Origin of the sequence: Rhodoferax aquaticus, assembly GCF_006974105.1 — a bacterium.
Lineage (GTDB): Bacteria > Pseudomonadota > Gammaproteobacteria > Burkholderiales > Burkholderiaceae_C > Allorhodoferax > Allorhodoferax aquaticus_A.
In genome coordinates, this window is the sequence record NZ_CP036282.1 from 1,912,745 (window position 1) to 1,928,373 (window position 15,629).

Genomic DNA, 15,629 nt, shown 5'->3' on the forward strand with positions numbered 1-15,629 from the left:
AAAAGGTGACAATGTAGTCCTATATCGAGGTTGGAGTACTGTCGATCCCAATGCCGATTTGGCTGCATTAGCCTCTTAGTCGAGAGGATTCAATGAATCTTGTGCAGTATGCTGCGTTGCCATATTCAACGTGAGAATTAATTACTTCTCTTTATGATTTTCTTTTCTCAATTTATTCGAACACTTCTAATCGCTTGCTTGTTTTTTACAGTATCAGCTTTTGCGACTGATCCCTCTTTGATTTACCGCGGTGTTACTCTTGGGGATGAGCTTGATAAAGTTCAAATGCTAATAGCCAGTGAGTTTCCTCGCATAAATGTGATTGATCGCAATTACCTAGTCAAAGCCGGGGACGACGAGGGTATGCAGCGTGATTCTTGTGCTTATGCAGCAACATCCAATCGACAGAAAAACTGCATATTAGCGAACTTCGGTTTCTCAAGGCAGCTCCAGTTGAATAATGTTTATGTTGAGCAGAGCTTCATGCCTGCAATATCACTTGAGTCTCTTATGGGCAAGCTCTCAAAGTCCTATGGAAGTCCCAGACTCACTTTTCGCGAGATTATTTCTGCAAGCCCGCCTTCCAACACAGCATTCGTGAGCCCTGCATCTGAACTTACTTCGCTGGTGTGGGGAGGCAGTAAAACTCCATCTGGTTCTTATCGTAATAGTTCATTTCCCTTTGAAGCCCTAGAAAGAATTGGGGGAAAATTTGTATCTGTTTCAATTTTCCATCAGGGCAATTTGGTCAACGGCTACTCACTTCGCATTCTTGACGAAGTCCGCGCCAAAAGTAATGCCGTTGAAATGATGCAGGAAATAGAACAACAAGAGGCCGCCGGGCGCGCAAAAAGCGACGGATCGGTCAAGTTTTGAGGATTGTCGTGACTGGCGGTTCCGCAACGTTGATCGCCCGCGCCGGACAATGCTTGGGATGCATTCCGCGTCCACACGGAGGTGATGATCCCGGAGAATCCCCCAAACGTCTCAATGCACCTAAGCGACCGGGTGCGCCGTCGGCAGGCGCGTTGTGGATGAGCAGTCGAGCATGGTTCCCGCAATTTGAGGAAACCAAACCTAGCGCCGCGCAACGACGCCCAAGGCCAATTTGCTGCAGGCTTATTTCCGAGCGCGCCGCATCGCTAGCGTATGCGTGGTCGTTCACCGGTCGATGCGGCGACCCGCAGGGGTGTTCCTGGACAGGGTGTTGATGCAGTGGGCAGGTCAAAGGCACAGGAATTTGATGGTGTGCAGGCTTTCAGGCGTGTCACTGCGGCGGCGGCTGAGTTGCCGGTGGCCAGCATGGGGTCCACGACCACCACATCACGCTCTTCCATGTTGCTGGGCATCTTGAAGTAGTACTCCACGGCTTGCAGTGTTTTGGGGTCGCGGTACAGACCCACATGGCCCACGCGGGCACCGGGCACTACGCTGAGCACCCCATCCAGAATGCCGTTGCCGGCACGCAGTACGCTGGCGAATACCAGCTTTTTCCCGTCAATGACTTTGCCGGTCGTCTTCTCCAGTGGGGTTTCAATCTCTAGGTCTTGCAGCGGCATGTCGCGGCAGACTTCGTAAATCATCAGGCCGGCTAGCTCGTTGAGCAGGCGGCGGAAGCTGCTGGTGCTGGCTTCTTTTTTACGCATCAGGGTGAGCTTGTGCTGCACCAAGGGGTGGTCGATGAGGGTGACGTTGGCGCGGGCTTCTGGGTTTAAGGTAACCATGTTTTTATTCCTTATCAGGTGACGTTGGGAGTGGCTTGGAGTATCGGCGATGGCGACTTGGTTTTGCTAGCGTCTAGAGTTGCCCATCAAACCACCCAGCACCCCGCGAATCAGCTGGCGGCCCACCTCACGGCCAATTTGGCTGGCTGCACTTTTGATGAGCTGCTCACCCACGCTGGCCCGGGTGCGCCTAGGGCCGCCACTCAGGAGGTCGCCCAGTCCGTCGAGCAGTCCACGTGGGGCTGGGGCCTCGGACGCGGAGCCAATAGGCGTGCGGCTTGTCCCGCTTGGGGCCGGGTTGGCATTGGGGGCGCTGTTGCCTGTGACTGCGGTCGCGCTTGCTGCTTGGCCGCGCAAGGCCTCATAGGCGGAGGCGCGGTCCACTGCTTTTTCATACACACCCGCCACGATGGATTCGGCCAGCAGCGTTTGCCGCTGCGCGGGGCTGATGGGGCCAATTTGGCTGGCTGGCGGCAGCACATACACGCGCTCGGTGGGGGCAGGGCGGCCTTTTTCATCCAAAAAGCTAACCAAAGCTTCACCCACTGCCAGCTCCGTAATCGCCGTGGCAATGTCCAAGCCGGGGTTGCTGCGCATGGTGTCTGCTGCGCTTTTGACGGCTTTTTGGTCACGCGGCGTAAAGGCGCGCAAAGCGTGTTGCACCCGGTTGCCCAGTTGGGCCAGCACAGTGTCTGGAATGTCCAGCGGGTTTTGGGTGACAAAAAACACGCCTACACCTTTGGACCGGACCAAGCGCACGACCAGCTCAATGCGTTCGATCAAAACCTTGGGCGCATCAGCAAACAGCAGATGCGCTTCGTCAAAGAAAAACACGATCTTGGGCTTGTCCAAGTCGCCCACCTCGGGCAGGGTTTCAAACAGCTCCGACAACATCCACAGCAAGAAGGTGGCGTACAGCCGGGGTGCATTCATCAGCTTGTCGGCGGCCAAAATGTTGACCACGCCTTTGCCGCTGGTGTCGGTTTGCATGAAGTCGGCAATGTTGAGCATGGGCTCACCAAAGAACTGCTCGCCGCCTTGGGATTCGATTTGCATGAGTCCGCGCAGAATGGCGCCCACGCTGGCTGCGCTGATGTTGCCGTACTCGGTGGTGTACTCACTGGCGTGTTCGCCCACGTGCTGGCACATGGCGCGCAGGTCTTTCATGTCCAAGAGCATGAGCCCATCGTCATCTGCGATTTTGAAGACTAGTTGCAGCACGCCGGCCTGGGTCTCATTCAGGTTCAACATGCGGGCCAAGAGCAGGGGGCCCAAGTCGCTCACCGTGGCGCGGGCCGGGTGACCTTGCTGGCCAAACACATCCCACAAAGTGGCGGGGTATGCTTCAAATTCAGGAGCGGCCAGCGCACGTTCTGTAAGCACCGCGGCCAGTTTTTCACCTAACTTGCCTGTTTGCGAGATGCCGGTGAGGTCGCCTTTGATGTCGGCCATGAACACAGGCACGCCCAGCTTGGAGAAGCCTTCGGCCAGCGTTTGCAGCGTGATGGTTTTGCCGGTACCTGTGGCACCGGTGATCAAGCCGTGTCGATTGGCTTTATCTGGGCGCAAAAAACACTGCACCTGTGTGCCTTGGTGGTGGCGCTGGGCCATCAAGATACCCGCATCGGTTATGGAAGCCATGAATCTCTCAAAAAGTACAATCTGTGACGTAGCGTAACGAATTTTTGAAGGGCATCAAGTGGCAGGACACAGTAAATGGGCCAATATTCAGCACCGTAAAGGTCGACAGGACGAGAAGCGAGGCAAGATCTGGACCCGCATCGTTCGCGAAATCACGGTGGCGGCCCGCTCTGGTGGTGGAGACCCCGCCACGAACCCCCGGCTGCGCTTGGCGATTGACAAGGCTAGGGCCGCCAATATGCCCGCCGACCGCGTGAAATACAACGTAGACAAGGCTACGGGTTCGCTAGACGGCATCAGCTACGAAGAAATTCGCTACGAAGGCTATGGCATTGGTGGCGCGGCCATCATCATTGACACCATGACCGATAACAAGGTACGCACAGTGGCCGAAGTGCGCCACGCCTTCAGCAAGAACGGCGGCAATATGGGCACAGAGGGCTCTGTGGCGTTTCAGTTCAAGCACTGTGGGCAATTGATTTTCGCACCAGGCACCAGCGAAGACACAGTCATGGAGGTGGCCTTGGAGGCGGGTGCGGATGACGTTGTAGTTGATGACGATGGCGCTATCGAAGTGCTGACCAGTCCTGCAGAGTTTGAAGCTGTGAAGGCCGCTTTGGAGGCCGCGGGCTTAGTGGCCGAAATTGCGGGAGTGACCATGCGCGCCGAGAACACCATTGAACTCAGTGGCGAAGACGCGCAACGCATGCAAAAGCTTCTAGACGTTCTAGAAGATCTGGACGATACCCAAGACATTTTTCACAACGCTGCTCTGTAAAGTTACTTATGAACATCCTTGTAATCGGTGGCGGTGGCCGTGAACACGCATTGGCTTGGAAACTGGCCCAGTCGTCCAAAGTGCAAATGGTGTACGTGGCTCCGGGCAATGGTGGAACCGCTACAGACCAGCGCTTGAAAAACCTGAACATCACTGGGGTCAAAGAGCTTCGTGAATGGGCCATCTCCCACAAAATTGATCTCACCGTGGTCGGCCCTGAGGGCCCATTGGCCGCAGGCGTTGTAGACGAGTTTAGGGCGCATGGCCTGCGTATTTTTGGGCCAACCAAGGCGGCAGCGCAGTTGGAAAGCTCCAAAGCGTTTTCCAAGGCGTTTATGCGTCGCCACTCCATTCCTACCGCCGAGTACGCCACGTTTTCAGACCCCGTGGCGGCCCACGCGTATGTGGACAAAATGGGCGCACCCTGCGTGGTCAAGGCCGATGGCTTGGCTGCCGGCAAGGGCGTAGTGGTGGCCATGAGTTTGGCCGAGGCCCACGAGGCCATTGAATTCATGCTGGTGGGCAATGCTTTGGGGGTGGTGCACAACGATGGCGACGACGGCAAGGCGGTGCCACGCGTGGTCATTGAAGAGTTCTTGGAAGGCGAGGAAGCGAGCTTTATCGTCATGTGCGATGGAAAAAATGTGTTGCCCTTGGCAACCAGCCAAGACCACAAACGGTTGCAAGATGGTGATCAAGGCCCTAACACGGGTGGTATGGGGGCTTACTCACCAGCGCCCGTAGTGACGCCTAGCGTGCATGCAAAGGCCATGCGGGAAGTGATACTGCCAACCATCAAAGGAATGGAAAAAGACGGCATACCTTTTAGTGGCTTTTTGTACGCCGGGCTGATGATTGATGCCAACGGTCAGCCCAAGACACTGGAGTTCAACTGCCGCATGGGTGACCCTGAAACCCAACCGATCATGATGCGCCTGAAATCCGATTTGGTGGACGTGCTGATGGCGGCCACGGAGCCGCATGGCGCTGGCAAACTGGATGAGATGGAGTTGCAGTGGGATAGGCGCACGGCCCTGGGCGTTGTGTTGGCAGCCCCCGGCTATCCCTTGCAGCCAAAGACTGGTGGCGTGATCCGTGGCCTGCCCAAAGACAGCGATGATGCAGCGGTTTTCCATGCAGGCACTCAGCTGGTAGAGGGGCAAGTACTTTCTTCAGGCGGGCGCGTACTGTGCGCCACAGTACTCGCGGACAGCGTGCGCCAAGCGCAGCAGCGTGCGTACCAAGTTATCAGTGATATTCACTTCGATGGTATGCAGTACCGCACCGACATCGGACACCGCGCCGTCAAGGCTTGAGCATGCAACTGCGGATGGGAAATGCCCACCAGCCCGCTGGCAAAGGCAGTGCGCTTGCCCGTTGGCTATTGGGCTTGTTTGGGTGGCAGGTTCGCTTTAACGGATTACCTGCTCTGCAGGGCGTGATCATCATTTATCCGCACACGAGCAATTGGGACTTTGTTGTTTTGATCTTGGCCAAATGGGCTGTCGGTTTGGATGTGAGTTTTTGGGGCAAAGACAGTTTGTTCAAGATTCCTTTGTTTGGCTACTGGCTCCGCTGGATTGGTGGCGTGCCTGTTGTTCGTAACGCCCCCCAAGGGGTGGTGGGGCAGGCCGTTGGCAGCCTGAGTCAGGCGCGGGCGGAGCAGCGTTTGTTTTGGCTGGGTTTGTCGCCTGAGGGGACCCGCAAGTTGACGGCGGGGTGGCGCAGCGGGTTTTATCGGACCGCCGTGGTGGCCCAAGTTCCCCTAGGTTTTGTAAGTCTGGACTATGGCCAGCGCGTCGTAGATGCCAGCCAGTTCGTAGATTTGAGCGGCGACGAGACGGCAGACTTTGCGCGGATTCGCCACGTATTTGCGCATGTGAAAGGCTTGCATCCGCAGCTTGCGGCACCTATAGAACCTTTGCCTGGACGAAGTGCCGGCACTTAAGCGAATCAAGCATGACCATTTTGAATACCCCCGCGGTGGACCCTCAAGCGGTACGCGACTACCTCATGGGCTTGCAGGCCCGTATTTGTGCAGCGATCAGTGCGTTGGATGGGGCTGAGTTTGTGTCGGACCCTTGGGAGAAAGCCTCGCATGAGCCCTTGCAGGGCAACGGTATTACCAAGATTCTGGAAGAGGGTGCCGTATTTGAGCGGGCTGGATGTGGTTTTTCACATGTGCGTGGCCCACGGTTACCACCCAGTGCAACCCAGCATCGGCCTGAGCTCTCAGGTGCGCCTTTTGAGGCCATGGGCGTCTCTCTTGTTTTCCACCCGCGCAATCCCTACGTACCTACGGTGCATATGAACGTGCGCATGCTGGCTGCCAAGAACCCACAAGGTGACGATGTGTGTTGGTTTGGCGGCGGGATGGATTTGACCCCTTTTTACGGCTTTGATGCTGATGTGAAGCACTTTCACCTAGCCTGCAAGAGTGCCTTGCAAGCCTACGGTGATGATAAATATCCGCGCTTTAAAGCTTGGTGCGATGACTACTTTTTCTTGAAGCACCGCAATGAACCCCGAGGGGTGGGCGGCGTTTTCTTTGATGATTTCTCTGAGCTCGGGCCCAAACGAAGTTTTGAGATGCTGCAGTCAGTGGGCGATGCTTTTCTGGGAGCCTATTTGCCTATCGTTGCGCGTCGTAAAGACACGGAGTACGGTGAGCGTGAGCGTGCCTTTCAGCTCTACCGGCGTGGCCGGTATGTTGAGTTCAACTTGGTGTGGGACCGGGGCACCCATTTTGGCCTGCAGTCTGGCGGGCGCACGGAGTCCATTCTTTTGTCTATGCCGCCGCATGCTGCTTGGTCTTACCAAAACGTGCCCGCGCCTGGAACTGCCGAAGACGCGCTCTATCAGCAGTATTTGGTGCGTAAGGACTGGATTTGAGCGCCAGTATTGCGCCCGTGATGCGCGTAGGCCTTTACGGGGGCGCCTTTGATCCGCCACATCGGGGGCATGTGGCGCTTGCGCAAGCAGCAGTGTCTGGCCTGCATTTGGACGTCTTGCATGTGGTGCCCACAGGGCAGGCATGGCACAAAACACGCGATTTATCGGATGCCAAACATCGGTTGGCGATGGCGCGCCTCGCCTTTGAAGGTGTGGCTGGCGTAGTCGTGGACCCGCGAGAAATAGAGAGGCACGGTCCGAGCTACACGCTGGTCACTTTGGATGAACTAAAGCGTCGGTATCCAGAGGCTCAGCTTTTTTTGATATTGGGTCAGGACCAAGCGCAAGCCTTTGCGAGTTGGTGGCGTGCGGATCAAATTTCGCAACTTGCTATAATTTGTGTAGCTGCTCGCGCTGGATTTATGGGCGAAACCCCCTTGATTGACTCTATTCAAGAGCCAAATGGACCCTTCCAGCCCCTCGAAATGCCCTTGGTGCCTGTGAGCGCCACCGAAATTCGCCACGCCGTGGCGGCTCGCCAAAACGTTGCCCCTCTGGTTTTTGAACCCGTTGCGCGTTATATTGATCAACATCACCTCTACCAAACTGCCCGATGACCACTTCAACCGTTGCAAAAAAAGACATACAAAAACTCCAACGCGCCATCGTCGATGGGCTGGAGGACGTGAAGGCGCAAGACATCCAAGTGTTTGACACAGAGATGCAGTCCGCATTGTTTGAGCGTGTGATCGTGGCGTCTGGTACATCGAACCGCCAAACCAAGGCCTTGGCTGCCAGTGTGCGTGACGCGGTGCGTGAAGCCGGTTTTCCTAAACCCCGCGTGGAAGGGGAGGCCAACGGCGAGTGGATCATTGTGGACTGCGGCCAAGCTGTGGTGCACATCATGCAACCTAGTTTTCGCACCTATTACAACTTGGAAGAGTTATGGGGTGACCATCCGGTGCGCTTGAAGCTGGGGGCAAGCAAGCCTGCTGCTTCAGCCAAGGCTGCTGAGTCGATAAAACCTGAGGGCACTTTGAAGCGCTCTAGTGCAGCGAAGAAAGGTGTGGCTGAAGCGTTTCCTTCGAAAGCGCAGCTGAAAAAAGCACAGACCGAAAAAGCTACGCCAGCAAGAGCGGCTGCAAAGAAATCAGCCGCTAAGCCCGCCCCGGAGGCACCTGTGTCAGTGGCGAAACCTGCAGCGCGCAAAACCGCTGCGGCTAAATCGGCACCTGCCAAGGTTGCGGCAGCCAAGTCGCCCGCAGCAAAGAAAGTGGCTCCTAAAGTAGCTGTCAAGGTTGCGAAAAAGGTGCTCGTAGTCAATGCACCAGCGAAAACAGTCGCTAAAGTCGCTGCGAAAAAGGCTGCCGTGAAGAAGCCGCCGGCTCGTAAGGCGTAAGTCGATAGTGCGCTTGGTGATTGTTGCCGTAGGGCAAAAAGTACCGGATTGGGCGCAAACCGCGTGGGACGACTACGCAAAGCGCTTTCCTCATGAGCTCAAGATCGAGCTCAAAGCCGTAAAGACTGAGCCCCGGGGTTCGAAGACCCTTGAGACTTTGTACGCCGCCGAGCGAGCACGCATTGAAGCGGCTATTCCCAAGGGTGCGCGTATCGTTGCCTTGGACGAGCGCGGAACCCAACTGACAACCAATGCGTTGGCGGGTCGACTGACTGACTGGCAGATGTCTGGTGGCGATGTGGCGCTGGTCATTGGGGGGCCTGACGGTATTGACCCCGCATTTAGGCAGCTCGCACATGAGCGGATTCGTTTGTCTGACATGACGTTGCCGCATGCATTTGCCCGTGTTCTGCTGATAGAGCAGTTGTACCGTGCTTGGTCAATCAACGCCAACCATCCTTACCACCGGGAGTGATTGCATGCCTGATTTCATTTACCTTGCATCACAAAGCCCGCGCCGTAGCCAGTTGCTCACGCAGCTGGGCGTTCGCCATCAGCTCTTGCTGGCAGACGCGCAAGAAGATGCTGAGGCTTTAGAGTCCGTGCTGGGCAATGAATCACCTAAGGCTTACGTTCAACGCGTAACGATGCTGAAGTTAGGCGCTGCTCTGGAACGCAGAATCAAGCGCGATCTGCCTGCGGCCCCAGTACTTTGCGCTGACACAACCGTGGCCCTGGGGCGCGAGATACTGGGTAAACCTGTGGATGCAGACGATGCAGTACGGATGTTGACTGCACTTTCAGGTAAAACCCATCGCGTCATGACCGCTGTCGCGCTAGGCTTGGGCGCAAAAAAAATACTTACTTTGAGTGAATCACTTGTGACGTTTGCAGAGATGTCTCACGCTGAAATTCTTGCCTACGTGGCTTCGGGCGAACCTATGGGAAAAGCCGGAGCCTATGCGGTGCAAGGAGCAGCCGCGGCATATATAGCGCGCATTAGTGGTAGCTATACCGGTATCGTGGGCTTGCCTTTGTTTGAAACCGCGCGCTTGCTCAAAACAGTAAGCTAGGGCTATGCATCAAGATATTCTCATCAACTGGTCCCCGCAGGAAACACGGGTCGCGATTGTGGAGCATGGGGCTGTGCAGGAGCTGCATGTTGAGCGTACCTTAGAGCGTGGTCTTGTTGGTAACGTGTACCTCGGAAAAGTTGCGCGGGTATTGCCAGGGATGCAATCAGCCTTTATTGATATTGGTTTAGAACGCGCCGCTTTTTTGCATGTGGCAGACGTTTGGCACCCACCGGCCGAAGGCGAGTCGTTGAGCGCCGCGCGCGCTTCCCAACCCCAAATACCCATTGAAAAACAGGTCTTTGAAGGGCAAGCGCTGATGGTGCAAGTGATCAAAGATCCGATTGGCACCAAAGGCGCCCGCCTCTCCACGCAGATCAGCATCGCCGGCCGTCTTCTTGTGTTTTTGCCGCAGGATGATCACATCGGTGTTTCACAAAAAATACCACCAACCCAGAGGGATGACTTGCGCAGTCGGCTGCAGACCTTGGCAGGCGCACAGGGTGGTGGTTTCATTCTGCGTACCAATGGCGAAGATGCTAATGACGCTGAGTTGGCTGAGGACATTGCTTATCTGCGTAAGGCTTGGGCGCGGGTGAAGGACGCAGCACTGCGATTGCCCCCAAAGAGCTTACTGCACCAAGACCTGAACTTGCTGCAGCGTGTGCTGCGTGATTTGGTGGGTGAGTCGACACAGACGATCCGTGTGGACTCTCGCGAACAGTATGAATTGCTTCGGACATTTGGCGCGGAGTTTATGCCCGCGGCAAGCGAGAAGTTGCAGCACTACAAAGGTGAGCGTCCCATTTTTGACCTGTATTCGATTGATGAGGAAATTGCCAAGGCGCTGGCCCGCAGGGTGGATTTAAAGTCGGGCGGGTATTTAATCGTTGACCAGACAGAGGCGCTAACCACAGTGGACGTGAACACGGGGGGCTTTGTCGGGGCACGTAATTTTGACGACACGATTTTCAAGACCAACTTAGAAGCCGCTCAAGCCATTGCCCGACAGTTGCGCTTACGTAACTTGGGCGGGATCATTATTGTGGACTTCATTGACATGGTGAGAGAAGACCACCGTGATGCGGTTCTTGGCGAGTTTCGCAAGCAGTTGGCCCGCGACAGGGTGAAGACCATGGCGGGCGGATTTTCTCAACTGGGTTTGGTTGAAATGACCCGTAAGCGCACCCGCGAGTCTTTGGCACACATGCTTTGCGAGCCATGCCCCACATGTGAGGGCAAGGGTATTGTGAAAACGGCGCGTAGTGTTACATACGACATCTTCCGGGAAATCCTGAGGGAGGCACGCCAGTTCAACCCCAGAGAATTTCGCGTAGTAGCGTCGCCTAAAGTCATTGAGTTATTCCTCGATGAAGAAAGTCAACACTTGGCAGGACTCTCTGAATTCATCGGCAAGCCGGTGTCGCTACAAAGCGAGGCCGCTATGGCGCAGGAACAATACGACATTGTTTTGTTGTGATGGTGGCTTGTGACTGAGCGTTTGCGTATTGCGGTTCTGAGCCGTAATTTTTCAGTGACCGGCGGCGGGGCAGAGCGCTACTCCATCTCAGTGGTGGAGCAACTCGCCAAACAGCATGAAGTGCATGTGTTTGCACAGACTATTTCGCATGATTTTCCAGGCGTGACGTACCACCAGGTGCCCATGCCGATGGAGCGCCCGCGCTGGATCAACCAACTTTACTTTGCATGGAAGACTTGGCGTGCCACACGCTCGGGTTTTGACATCGTGCATTCCCACGAGAACACGTGGCATGGCAATGTGCACACGGTGCATGTGCTGCCAGTGAAGCACACGCTGTTTGCCGGCAAACAGGGCTTCTCATTGGCCTTGCGTTGGTTGAAGGTGGTAACCAGCCCTCGCTTGCTGGCCTATCTTTGGCTTGAAGAGCGACGTTTTGCTTTTGCCTACAAAAAGAAGGTGGTGTGCGCATCGACCACGCTCAAAGAGGTGTTGGAAGGCGCTTTCCCTGATTCGTGTGGGATGCTGGAAGTCATTACGCCGGGAGTGGATGCGGTGCCTGGTCCTGCGACACCGCAGGCCAAGTCTGAAGCGCGGCGTGCACTCGGGGTGCCGGATGATGCCCCGTTGATGCTTTTTGTGGGTAACGATTTTGGCAAGAAGGGGCTCACGACCTTGCTGGACGCGCAGGCGACGCTCCATAGCAAGGTGCAACTGCTGGTAATCGGCAATTCAGAGCGTGCCGCTGACTATGAGCAACAAGCGACGAAGCTGGGGCTCCGCTCACGGGTCCATTTTCTGGGCAGCCTAGAGGATATGTCTCCAGCCTACATCGCTGCGGACCTGCTGGCGCATCCGACTGTGGAAGACTCCTACGGTATGGTGGTTCTGGAAGCTATGGCACATGGTCTGCCGGTGGTGGTGAGCGATGCGCCTTTCAGTGGAATTGCCAAGGATTTGACCTTGGGCTTGAATGCGCTGCTGCTTTCAATGCCGACTAACGCGAGTGACCTTGCTTCGAAGCTAGAGATTTTGCTTGGTGACCGTGCTGCTGCCAGTGCGCTGGGGGCCGGCGCTGTGAAATTCGCTCAGGAGAATTCGTGGGTTCAGGCCGGGCAGAGGTATGGCTCGCTCTATTCAGATGTGGCTCGCAAGTACCAACAACGTTGGTTGGTGCTTTCCCATGCATTCAACATGGATGGGCGTGCTGCCAGCCAAACCATTACCGACAAATTGCCGCACCTCGAAGCTGCAGGCATAGAACTGGTAGTGCTAAGCGGTGTTTCAGGCAGCCATGATCGCCACTACGAACACTACCAACTGTGGCCTGCCGGTCCTGCGGGCATCCGATTTGAACTGCGCCATGTTTTGCGCAAGTACTTCACTTCTCCTCTGGCCTACAGACTGGTGATGGTGTTGTTGTCGCTACCCTTGCTACCGTTGATGTTGGTCGAGAAGCTGATGCGCCCCGTGGAAAGCTCTTGGTCCTGGTGGCTATCAGCCTATTTCAAGGGATTACGCTTGGCGCGCCACCGAAAGTTCGACTTGATCTACTCAACCGGTGGTGCTTTTGCGGCGCACTTGGCCGGTAATGCCCTGAAGCAAAAGCTGGGAGTGCGGTGGCTGGCCGAGGTGCACGACCCGCTGGTGATGCCTGGCGCTGAGCCGGTAAGCAAGCAAGAGCTGATGCAGGCAGAGGTAGAGCGCATTATTTGCACCCATGCAGATGTGGCTGTCTGGTTTACTGATCAGGCACTGGCCAGCGCCAAGCGTAGGCATCCCCAACTGGGTGAACGCGGCAAAATGATGTTGCCCGGGATTGATGCGCCGTTCAAAGAAATGCCTCCTTATGTGCCCGGGCCGAAGATGGTGATTGGGCATTTCGGCTCTTTATCTCCAACACGTAACCTGACTCCCATTATTGAAGCACTGGAAGCGCTAGTGGCACAACGCCCCGAGCTTCGCGACAAAGTTGAACTCCAACTGACGGGAGGCCCCTTGGATGCAGTGTCTGAGGCTGCCATCTCAAAGTCGCCTGTGCGGAATCTGGTAAGGCACCTGGGCAGGATAGAGGCAGATCCAGCCTCAGGGCTATCTGGGCGCGAGCAGATTTTGCGGCGTATGCGTAGTGCGGATGTTTTGCTTTTACTGCACGGTACGGAGGCGATCTGCGCTGAATACATTCCGTCCAAACTTTACGAGTACCTGTGGATGCAGCGGCCGATCTTGGCGACGGTCCATGGCAATCCCCAAATGGAAGTGTTATTGCAAAAGCAAGGCCACGTCGTTGTGAGGGATAGCACCGGTATTCTTGATTCGTTAAACAGGTTTTTCTATTCCTGGCAACGGCAGAAGCTTGCAGACACAGGCCTTGGAAGCGCCTTGACGACGGCTTCTGCGGTTTCACAATTGATAATGTGGACAAAATGATGCCGATACTCTCCGTCATAGTTCTCGGCTTTCGGCAATTCGAAACGGTCACCAAGAATTGTCTAGATTCCCTGATTCCTTGGTTTAACCACCCCGATATCGAGGTATTGGTAATAGACAATGGTTCTCCAGATGATTCAGCGTCGCTTACCCAACAGTGGTGTTCGAACCACCCCAATGTGCGTTGCTTCATTAGTGAAGAGAATCGGGGCTTTGCGGGGGGGATGAACTGGGGTGTTAAACATGCGAAAGGCGAATGGCTATTGCTTGTAAATAACGATACCGTTTTCCCCGGGCGCGCCTTGGACGCGTTGCTGAACGTTGTGCTGTCAGTGCCAAGCGATGTGGCAATGTTGGGACCAGTAACTAACGCAGCGGGCAATGGTCAACGCTTATGGCGACCAGAAGCCTCACATGCCGAGTGGCTTCAGATTGGTGAAACACTGCATACACATCCCACACAGCAATTGATGCCAACGTATCGATGTGATTTCTTCTGCATTGCCATTCGCCGCAAAGTTTGGGAACAGCTGGGCGGCTTAGATGTTGAATTTGGACTTGGGTACTATGAAGATGTGGACTTTAGTTTGCGGCTTAGGACTGCAGGTTATCAGCAGATGATTACGGAGGATGTATTCATACTGCATGTTGGTAGCGCAACCTTCAAAGGTAGTAAAGACGCACGGGCCTTGATCAAACGCAATAAGAAACTGCTACAAACTAAACATCGGTTGGTTCGTTTTGAGCACACCCGATTGGGAAACTTAGCGGCACTAGAGCGTTATGAAACATTGCGCCAACTCGGCGTCTGGACCTCGTCCTTGCAATTGCGCAAGGATTTGCGCATGCGAGCACTGGAAGAAGATGCGCCTAGAAGTATCGTAAAACGCTGGTTGTGGCAGCGAAAGATTAAAAGGGTGTTTAGATGAAGTTTATTGTAAATCGATGGAACGGCTGGATGCCTGTTGAAAGTACCGCACTTGAGCGCATCATCATGGCCCTGATTGCACTAGCCCCTGTTTTTTATCTTTCGATCCCTCACTGGATCACTAATATATCTATATTATCTATTCTGCTAATATTGGCATCTTCTATATTCTACAGAAATTATTTTTCTGTATATAAAAATGCCGCGCTATTGCCTTTTTTGTGCATGTTTTTAGTTTATTTTTTGTCAATTTTTGTGTCGCAGTTGGGTCGCGGCGTCTTTGTGTCGAAAGAGTATTTGGACCAAACGCGGTGGCTGCTTGGCATACCTTTTTTTGCATTTCTATATTATTTTCGGATTGATTTTTCGCTGATGCTGCGCTGGTGTGCTCCGCTTGTAGTCATATTTGCGTGGATAAGCAGCACATTTTTCATTCCCAGTGATGCGTGGGGCGACCGTGCAACCATTGAATTCATGGATCCTTTGGCATTTGGATTTATGAGTTTGTCAGTGGGGCTGATGTGCTTGGTTACGGCGATTTTGGATCTGAGAAGGGGGGGTATAAGTAAGCTGGCGGTTTTGAATCTTGTAGGATTCTTGGTTGGACTTTATATTTCGTTGCGAAGCGGCAGCCGAACTGGATGGCCGGCGTTTCCTTTTGTTCTGCTGTTGATCGCCGTGGTCCAATTTGAGAAATCTACTAAGGGACGAATCTATTCAGTTCTTTTGCTGGTGCTCCCGCTGTGCGTCATAGCGTTGCTCTCCACCACGTTCCGTATGCGCATGGCCGATTTCGTGAATGAAGTTTCCAGTTATCCCTGGCATGGTGGAGTCGCTTCCGATACATCAGTGGGAATGCGTATCACCTTTTACCGACTGGGGGTCTATTATTTCTCTGAGAGCCCTTGGTTTGGTTGGGGCGACAGGGGGTATCTTGTGATCAAAGATGCCGCAGAAGTATTGAGGTTTTCAACCGCGTACACCAGGGATTTTGCCTACCATGCGTTGTTCCATAGCGAGTGGACTACACAAGCTGTGAGATTTGGCGTACTGGGTCTCTTTGCAGTTTTTTGGGTCTTTGCGGTGCCTGTTTACTTCTTCTTTACGCGTCTACGCTCACACACCCACGCAGCGCTTATGGGCTTGGCATTTCTAATGTGCCAACTGGCCGCAAGCTTCAGCACTGAAATATATAGCTCCAAAGGAATGATCACATTCTCAGTAGTGGTTGTTTCCGGACTTTTGGTCAGTATTCTTGCTGGGAATGGCAATACAGACCGCTAG

General features: G+C 54.5%; 14 protein-coding genes and 1 pseudogene. 13 read left to right on the forward strand and 2 right to left on the reverse strand.

The genetic code is table 11. The features are described 5' to 3' along the window. The first annotated feature begins 153 nt into the window (after nt 1–153). On the forward strand, nt 154–876 hold the full coding sequence (locus EXZ61_RS08935; RefSeq protein ID WP_142811051.1) for a hypothetical protein: 723 nt from the start codon (nt 154–156) through the stop codon (nt 874–876). A 362-nt stretch (nt 877–1,238) separates the two neighbouring features. On the opposite strand, the pseudogene upp reads toward EXZ61_RS08935, so the two are convergent. Both upp and EXZ61_RS08945 read right to left on the reverse strand, forming a co-directional pair. Beyond that, nucleotides 1,239–1,724, reverse strand: a pseudogene (gene upp / locus EXZ61_RS08940) (uracil phosphoribosyltransferase); the annotation flags it as partial. Nucleotides 1,725–1,790: 66 nt separating this feature from the next. Beyond that, nucleotides 1,791–3,365 (reverse strand): helicase HerA-like domain-containing protein, encoded by a 1,575-nt coding sequence (locus EXZ61_RS08945; protein ID WP_142811055.1) that lies wholly within the window; start codon nt 3,363–3,365, stop codon nt 1,791–1,793. Nucleotides 3,366–3,423: 58 nt separating this feature from the next. On the opposite strand from EXZ61_RS08945, the gene EXZ61_RS08950 reads away from it, so the two are divergent. The 12 genes from EXZ61_RS08950 to EXZ61_RS09005 are packed head-to-tail and all read left to right on the forward strand — an operon-like array spanning nt 3,424 to nt 15,629. After that, nucleotides 3,424–4,143, forward strand: a complete 720-nt coding sequence (locus EXZ61_RS08950; RefSeq protein WP_142811057.1) for a YebC/PmpR family DNA-binding transcriptional regulator — start codon at nt 3,424–3,426, stop codon at nt 4,141–4,143. An 8-nt stretch (nt 4,144–4,151) separates the two neighbouring features. Next, nucleotides 4,152–5,459 carry a phosphoribosylamine--glycine ligase gene (purD, locus tag EXZ61_RS08955; protein ID WP_142811059.1) on the forward strand — a complete coding sequence of 436 codons (1,308 nt, stop codon included), beginning with the start codon at nt 4,152–4,154 and terminating at the stop codon, nt 5,457–5,459. Nucleotides 5,460–5,461: 2 nt separating this feature from the next. Then, on the forward strand, nt 5,462–6,091 hold the full coding sequence (locus EXZ61_RS08960; protein WP_237219132.1) for a 1-acyl-sn-glycerol-3-phosphate acyltransferase: 630 nt from the start codon (nt 5,462–5,464) through the stop codon (nt 6,089–6,091). Nucleotides 6,092–6,102: 11 nt separating this feature from the next. After that, the gene (hemF, locus tag EXZ61_RS08965) at nt 6,103–7,035 is read left to right on the forward strand and encodes an oxygen-dependent coproporphyrinogen oxidase (RefSeq protein ID WP_142811061.1); all 933 of its coding nucleotides are present in this window, start codon (nt 6,103–6,105) and stop codon (nt 7,033–7,035) included. Then, complete coding sequence (gene nadD / locus EXZ61_RS08970) at nt 7,032–7,652, forward strand: nicotinate (nicotinamide) nucleotide adenylyltransferase (protein WP_142811063.1); 621 nt, start codon at nt 7,032–7,034, stop codon at nt 7,650–7,652. Before hemF ends, nadD begins: the two co-directional genes overlap by 4 nt. Beyond that, nucleotides 7,649–8,434 (forward strand): ribosome silencing factor, encoded by a 786-nt coding sequence (gene rsfS / locus EXZ61_RS08975; protein WP_142811065.1) that lies wholly within the window; start codon nt 7,649–7,651, stop codon nt 8,432–8,434. Before nadD ends, rsfS begins: the two co-directional genes overlap by 4 nt. A 7-nt stretch (nt 8,435–8,441) precedes the next feature. Next, entirely contained in the window at nt 8,442–8,909 is a 468-nt protein-coding gene (gene rlmH, locus EXZ61_RS08980; protein ID WP_142811067.1) for a 23S rRNA (pseudouridine(1915)-N(3))-methyltransferase RlmH, read from the forward strand. Between the two features lie 4 nt (nt 8,910–8,913). Continuing rightward, on the forward strand, nt 8,914–9,507 hold the full coding sequence (locus tag EXZ61_RS08985) for a Maf family protein (protein WP_142811069.1): 594 nt from the start codon (nt 8,914–8,916) through the stop codon (nt 9,505–9,507). Between the two features lie 4 nt (nt 9,508–9,511). Next, on the forward strand, nt 9,512–10,987 hold the full coding sequence (rng, locus tag EXZ61_RS08990; RefSeq protein WP_142811071.1) for a ribonuclease G: 1,476 nt from the start codon (nt 9,512–9,514) through the stop codon (nt 10,985–10,987). Between the two features lie 9 nt (nt 10,988–10,996). Then, nucleotides 10,997–13,417 carry a glycosyltransferase family 4 protein gene (locus EXZ61_RS08995; protein ID WP_142811073.1) on the forward strand — a complete coding sequence of 807 codons (2,421 nt, stop codon included), beginning with the start codon at nt 10,997–10,999 and terminating at the stop codon, nt 13,415–13,417. Beyond that, nucleotides 13,414–14,346, forward strand: a complete 933-nt coding sequence (locus EXZ61_RS09000; RefSeq protein ID WP_142811075.1) for a glycosyltransferase family 2 protein — start codon at nt 13,414–13,416, stop codon at nt 14,344–14,346. The genes EXZ61_RS08995 and EXZ61_RS09000 overlap by 4 nt, the downstream gene beginning before the upstream one ends. Further along, on the forward strand, nt 14,343–15,629 hold the full coding sequence (locus EXZ61_RS09005; RefSeq protein ID WP_142811077.1) for an O-antigen ligase family protein: 1,287 nt from the start codon (nt 14,343–14,345) through the stop codon (nt 15,627–15,629). The genes EXZ61_RS09000 and EXZ61_RS09005 overlap by 4 nt, the downstream gene beginning before the upstream one ends.

Bases quoted from the DNA above. Each gene is read 5' to 3' on its own strand.
- EXZ61_RS08945 (WP_142811055.1), bottom strand. From the start codon at position 3,365: ATGGCTTCCATAACCGATGCGGGTATCTTGATGGCCCAGCGCCACCAC.
- EXZ61_RS09005 (WP_142811077.1), top strand. From the start codon at position 14,343: ATGAAGTTTATTGTAAATCGATGGAACGGCTGGATGCCTGTTGAAAGT.
- rsfS (WP_142811065.1), top strand. From the start codon at position 7,649: ATGACCACTTCAACCGTTGCAAAAAAAGACATACAAAAACTCCAACGC.
- EXZ61_RS08985 (WP_142811069.1), top strand. From the start codon at position 8,914: ATGCCTGATTTCATTTACCTTGCATCACAAAGCCCGCGCCGTAGCCAG.
- hemF (WP_142811061.1), top strand. From the start codon at position 6,103: ATGACCATTTTGAATACCCCCGCGGTGGACCCTCAAGCGGTACGCGAC.
- rng (WP_142811071.1), top strand. From the start codon at position 9,512: ATGCATCAAGATATTCTCATCAACTGGTCCCCGCAGGAAACACGGGTC.
- EXZ61_RS09000 (WP_142811075.1), top strand. From the start codon at position 13,414: ATGATGCCGATACTCTCCGTCATAGTTCTCGGCTTTCGGCAATTCGAA.
- EXZ61_RS08960 (WP_237219132.1), top strand. From the start codon at position 5,462: ATGCAACTGCGGATGGGAAATGCCCACCAGCCCGCTGGCAAAGGCAGT.
- purD (WP_142811059.1), top strand. From the start codon at position 4,152: ATGAACATCCTTGTAATCGGTGGCGGTGGCCGTGAACACGCATTGGCT.
- EXZ61_RS08935 (WP_142811051.1), top strand. From the start codon at position 154: ATGATTTTCTTTTCTCAATTTATTCGAACACTTCTAATCGCTTGCTTG.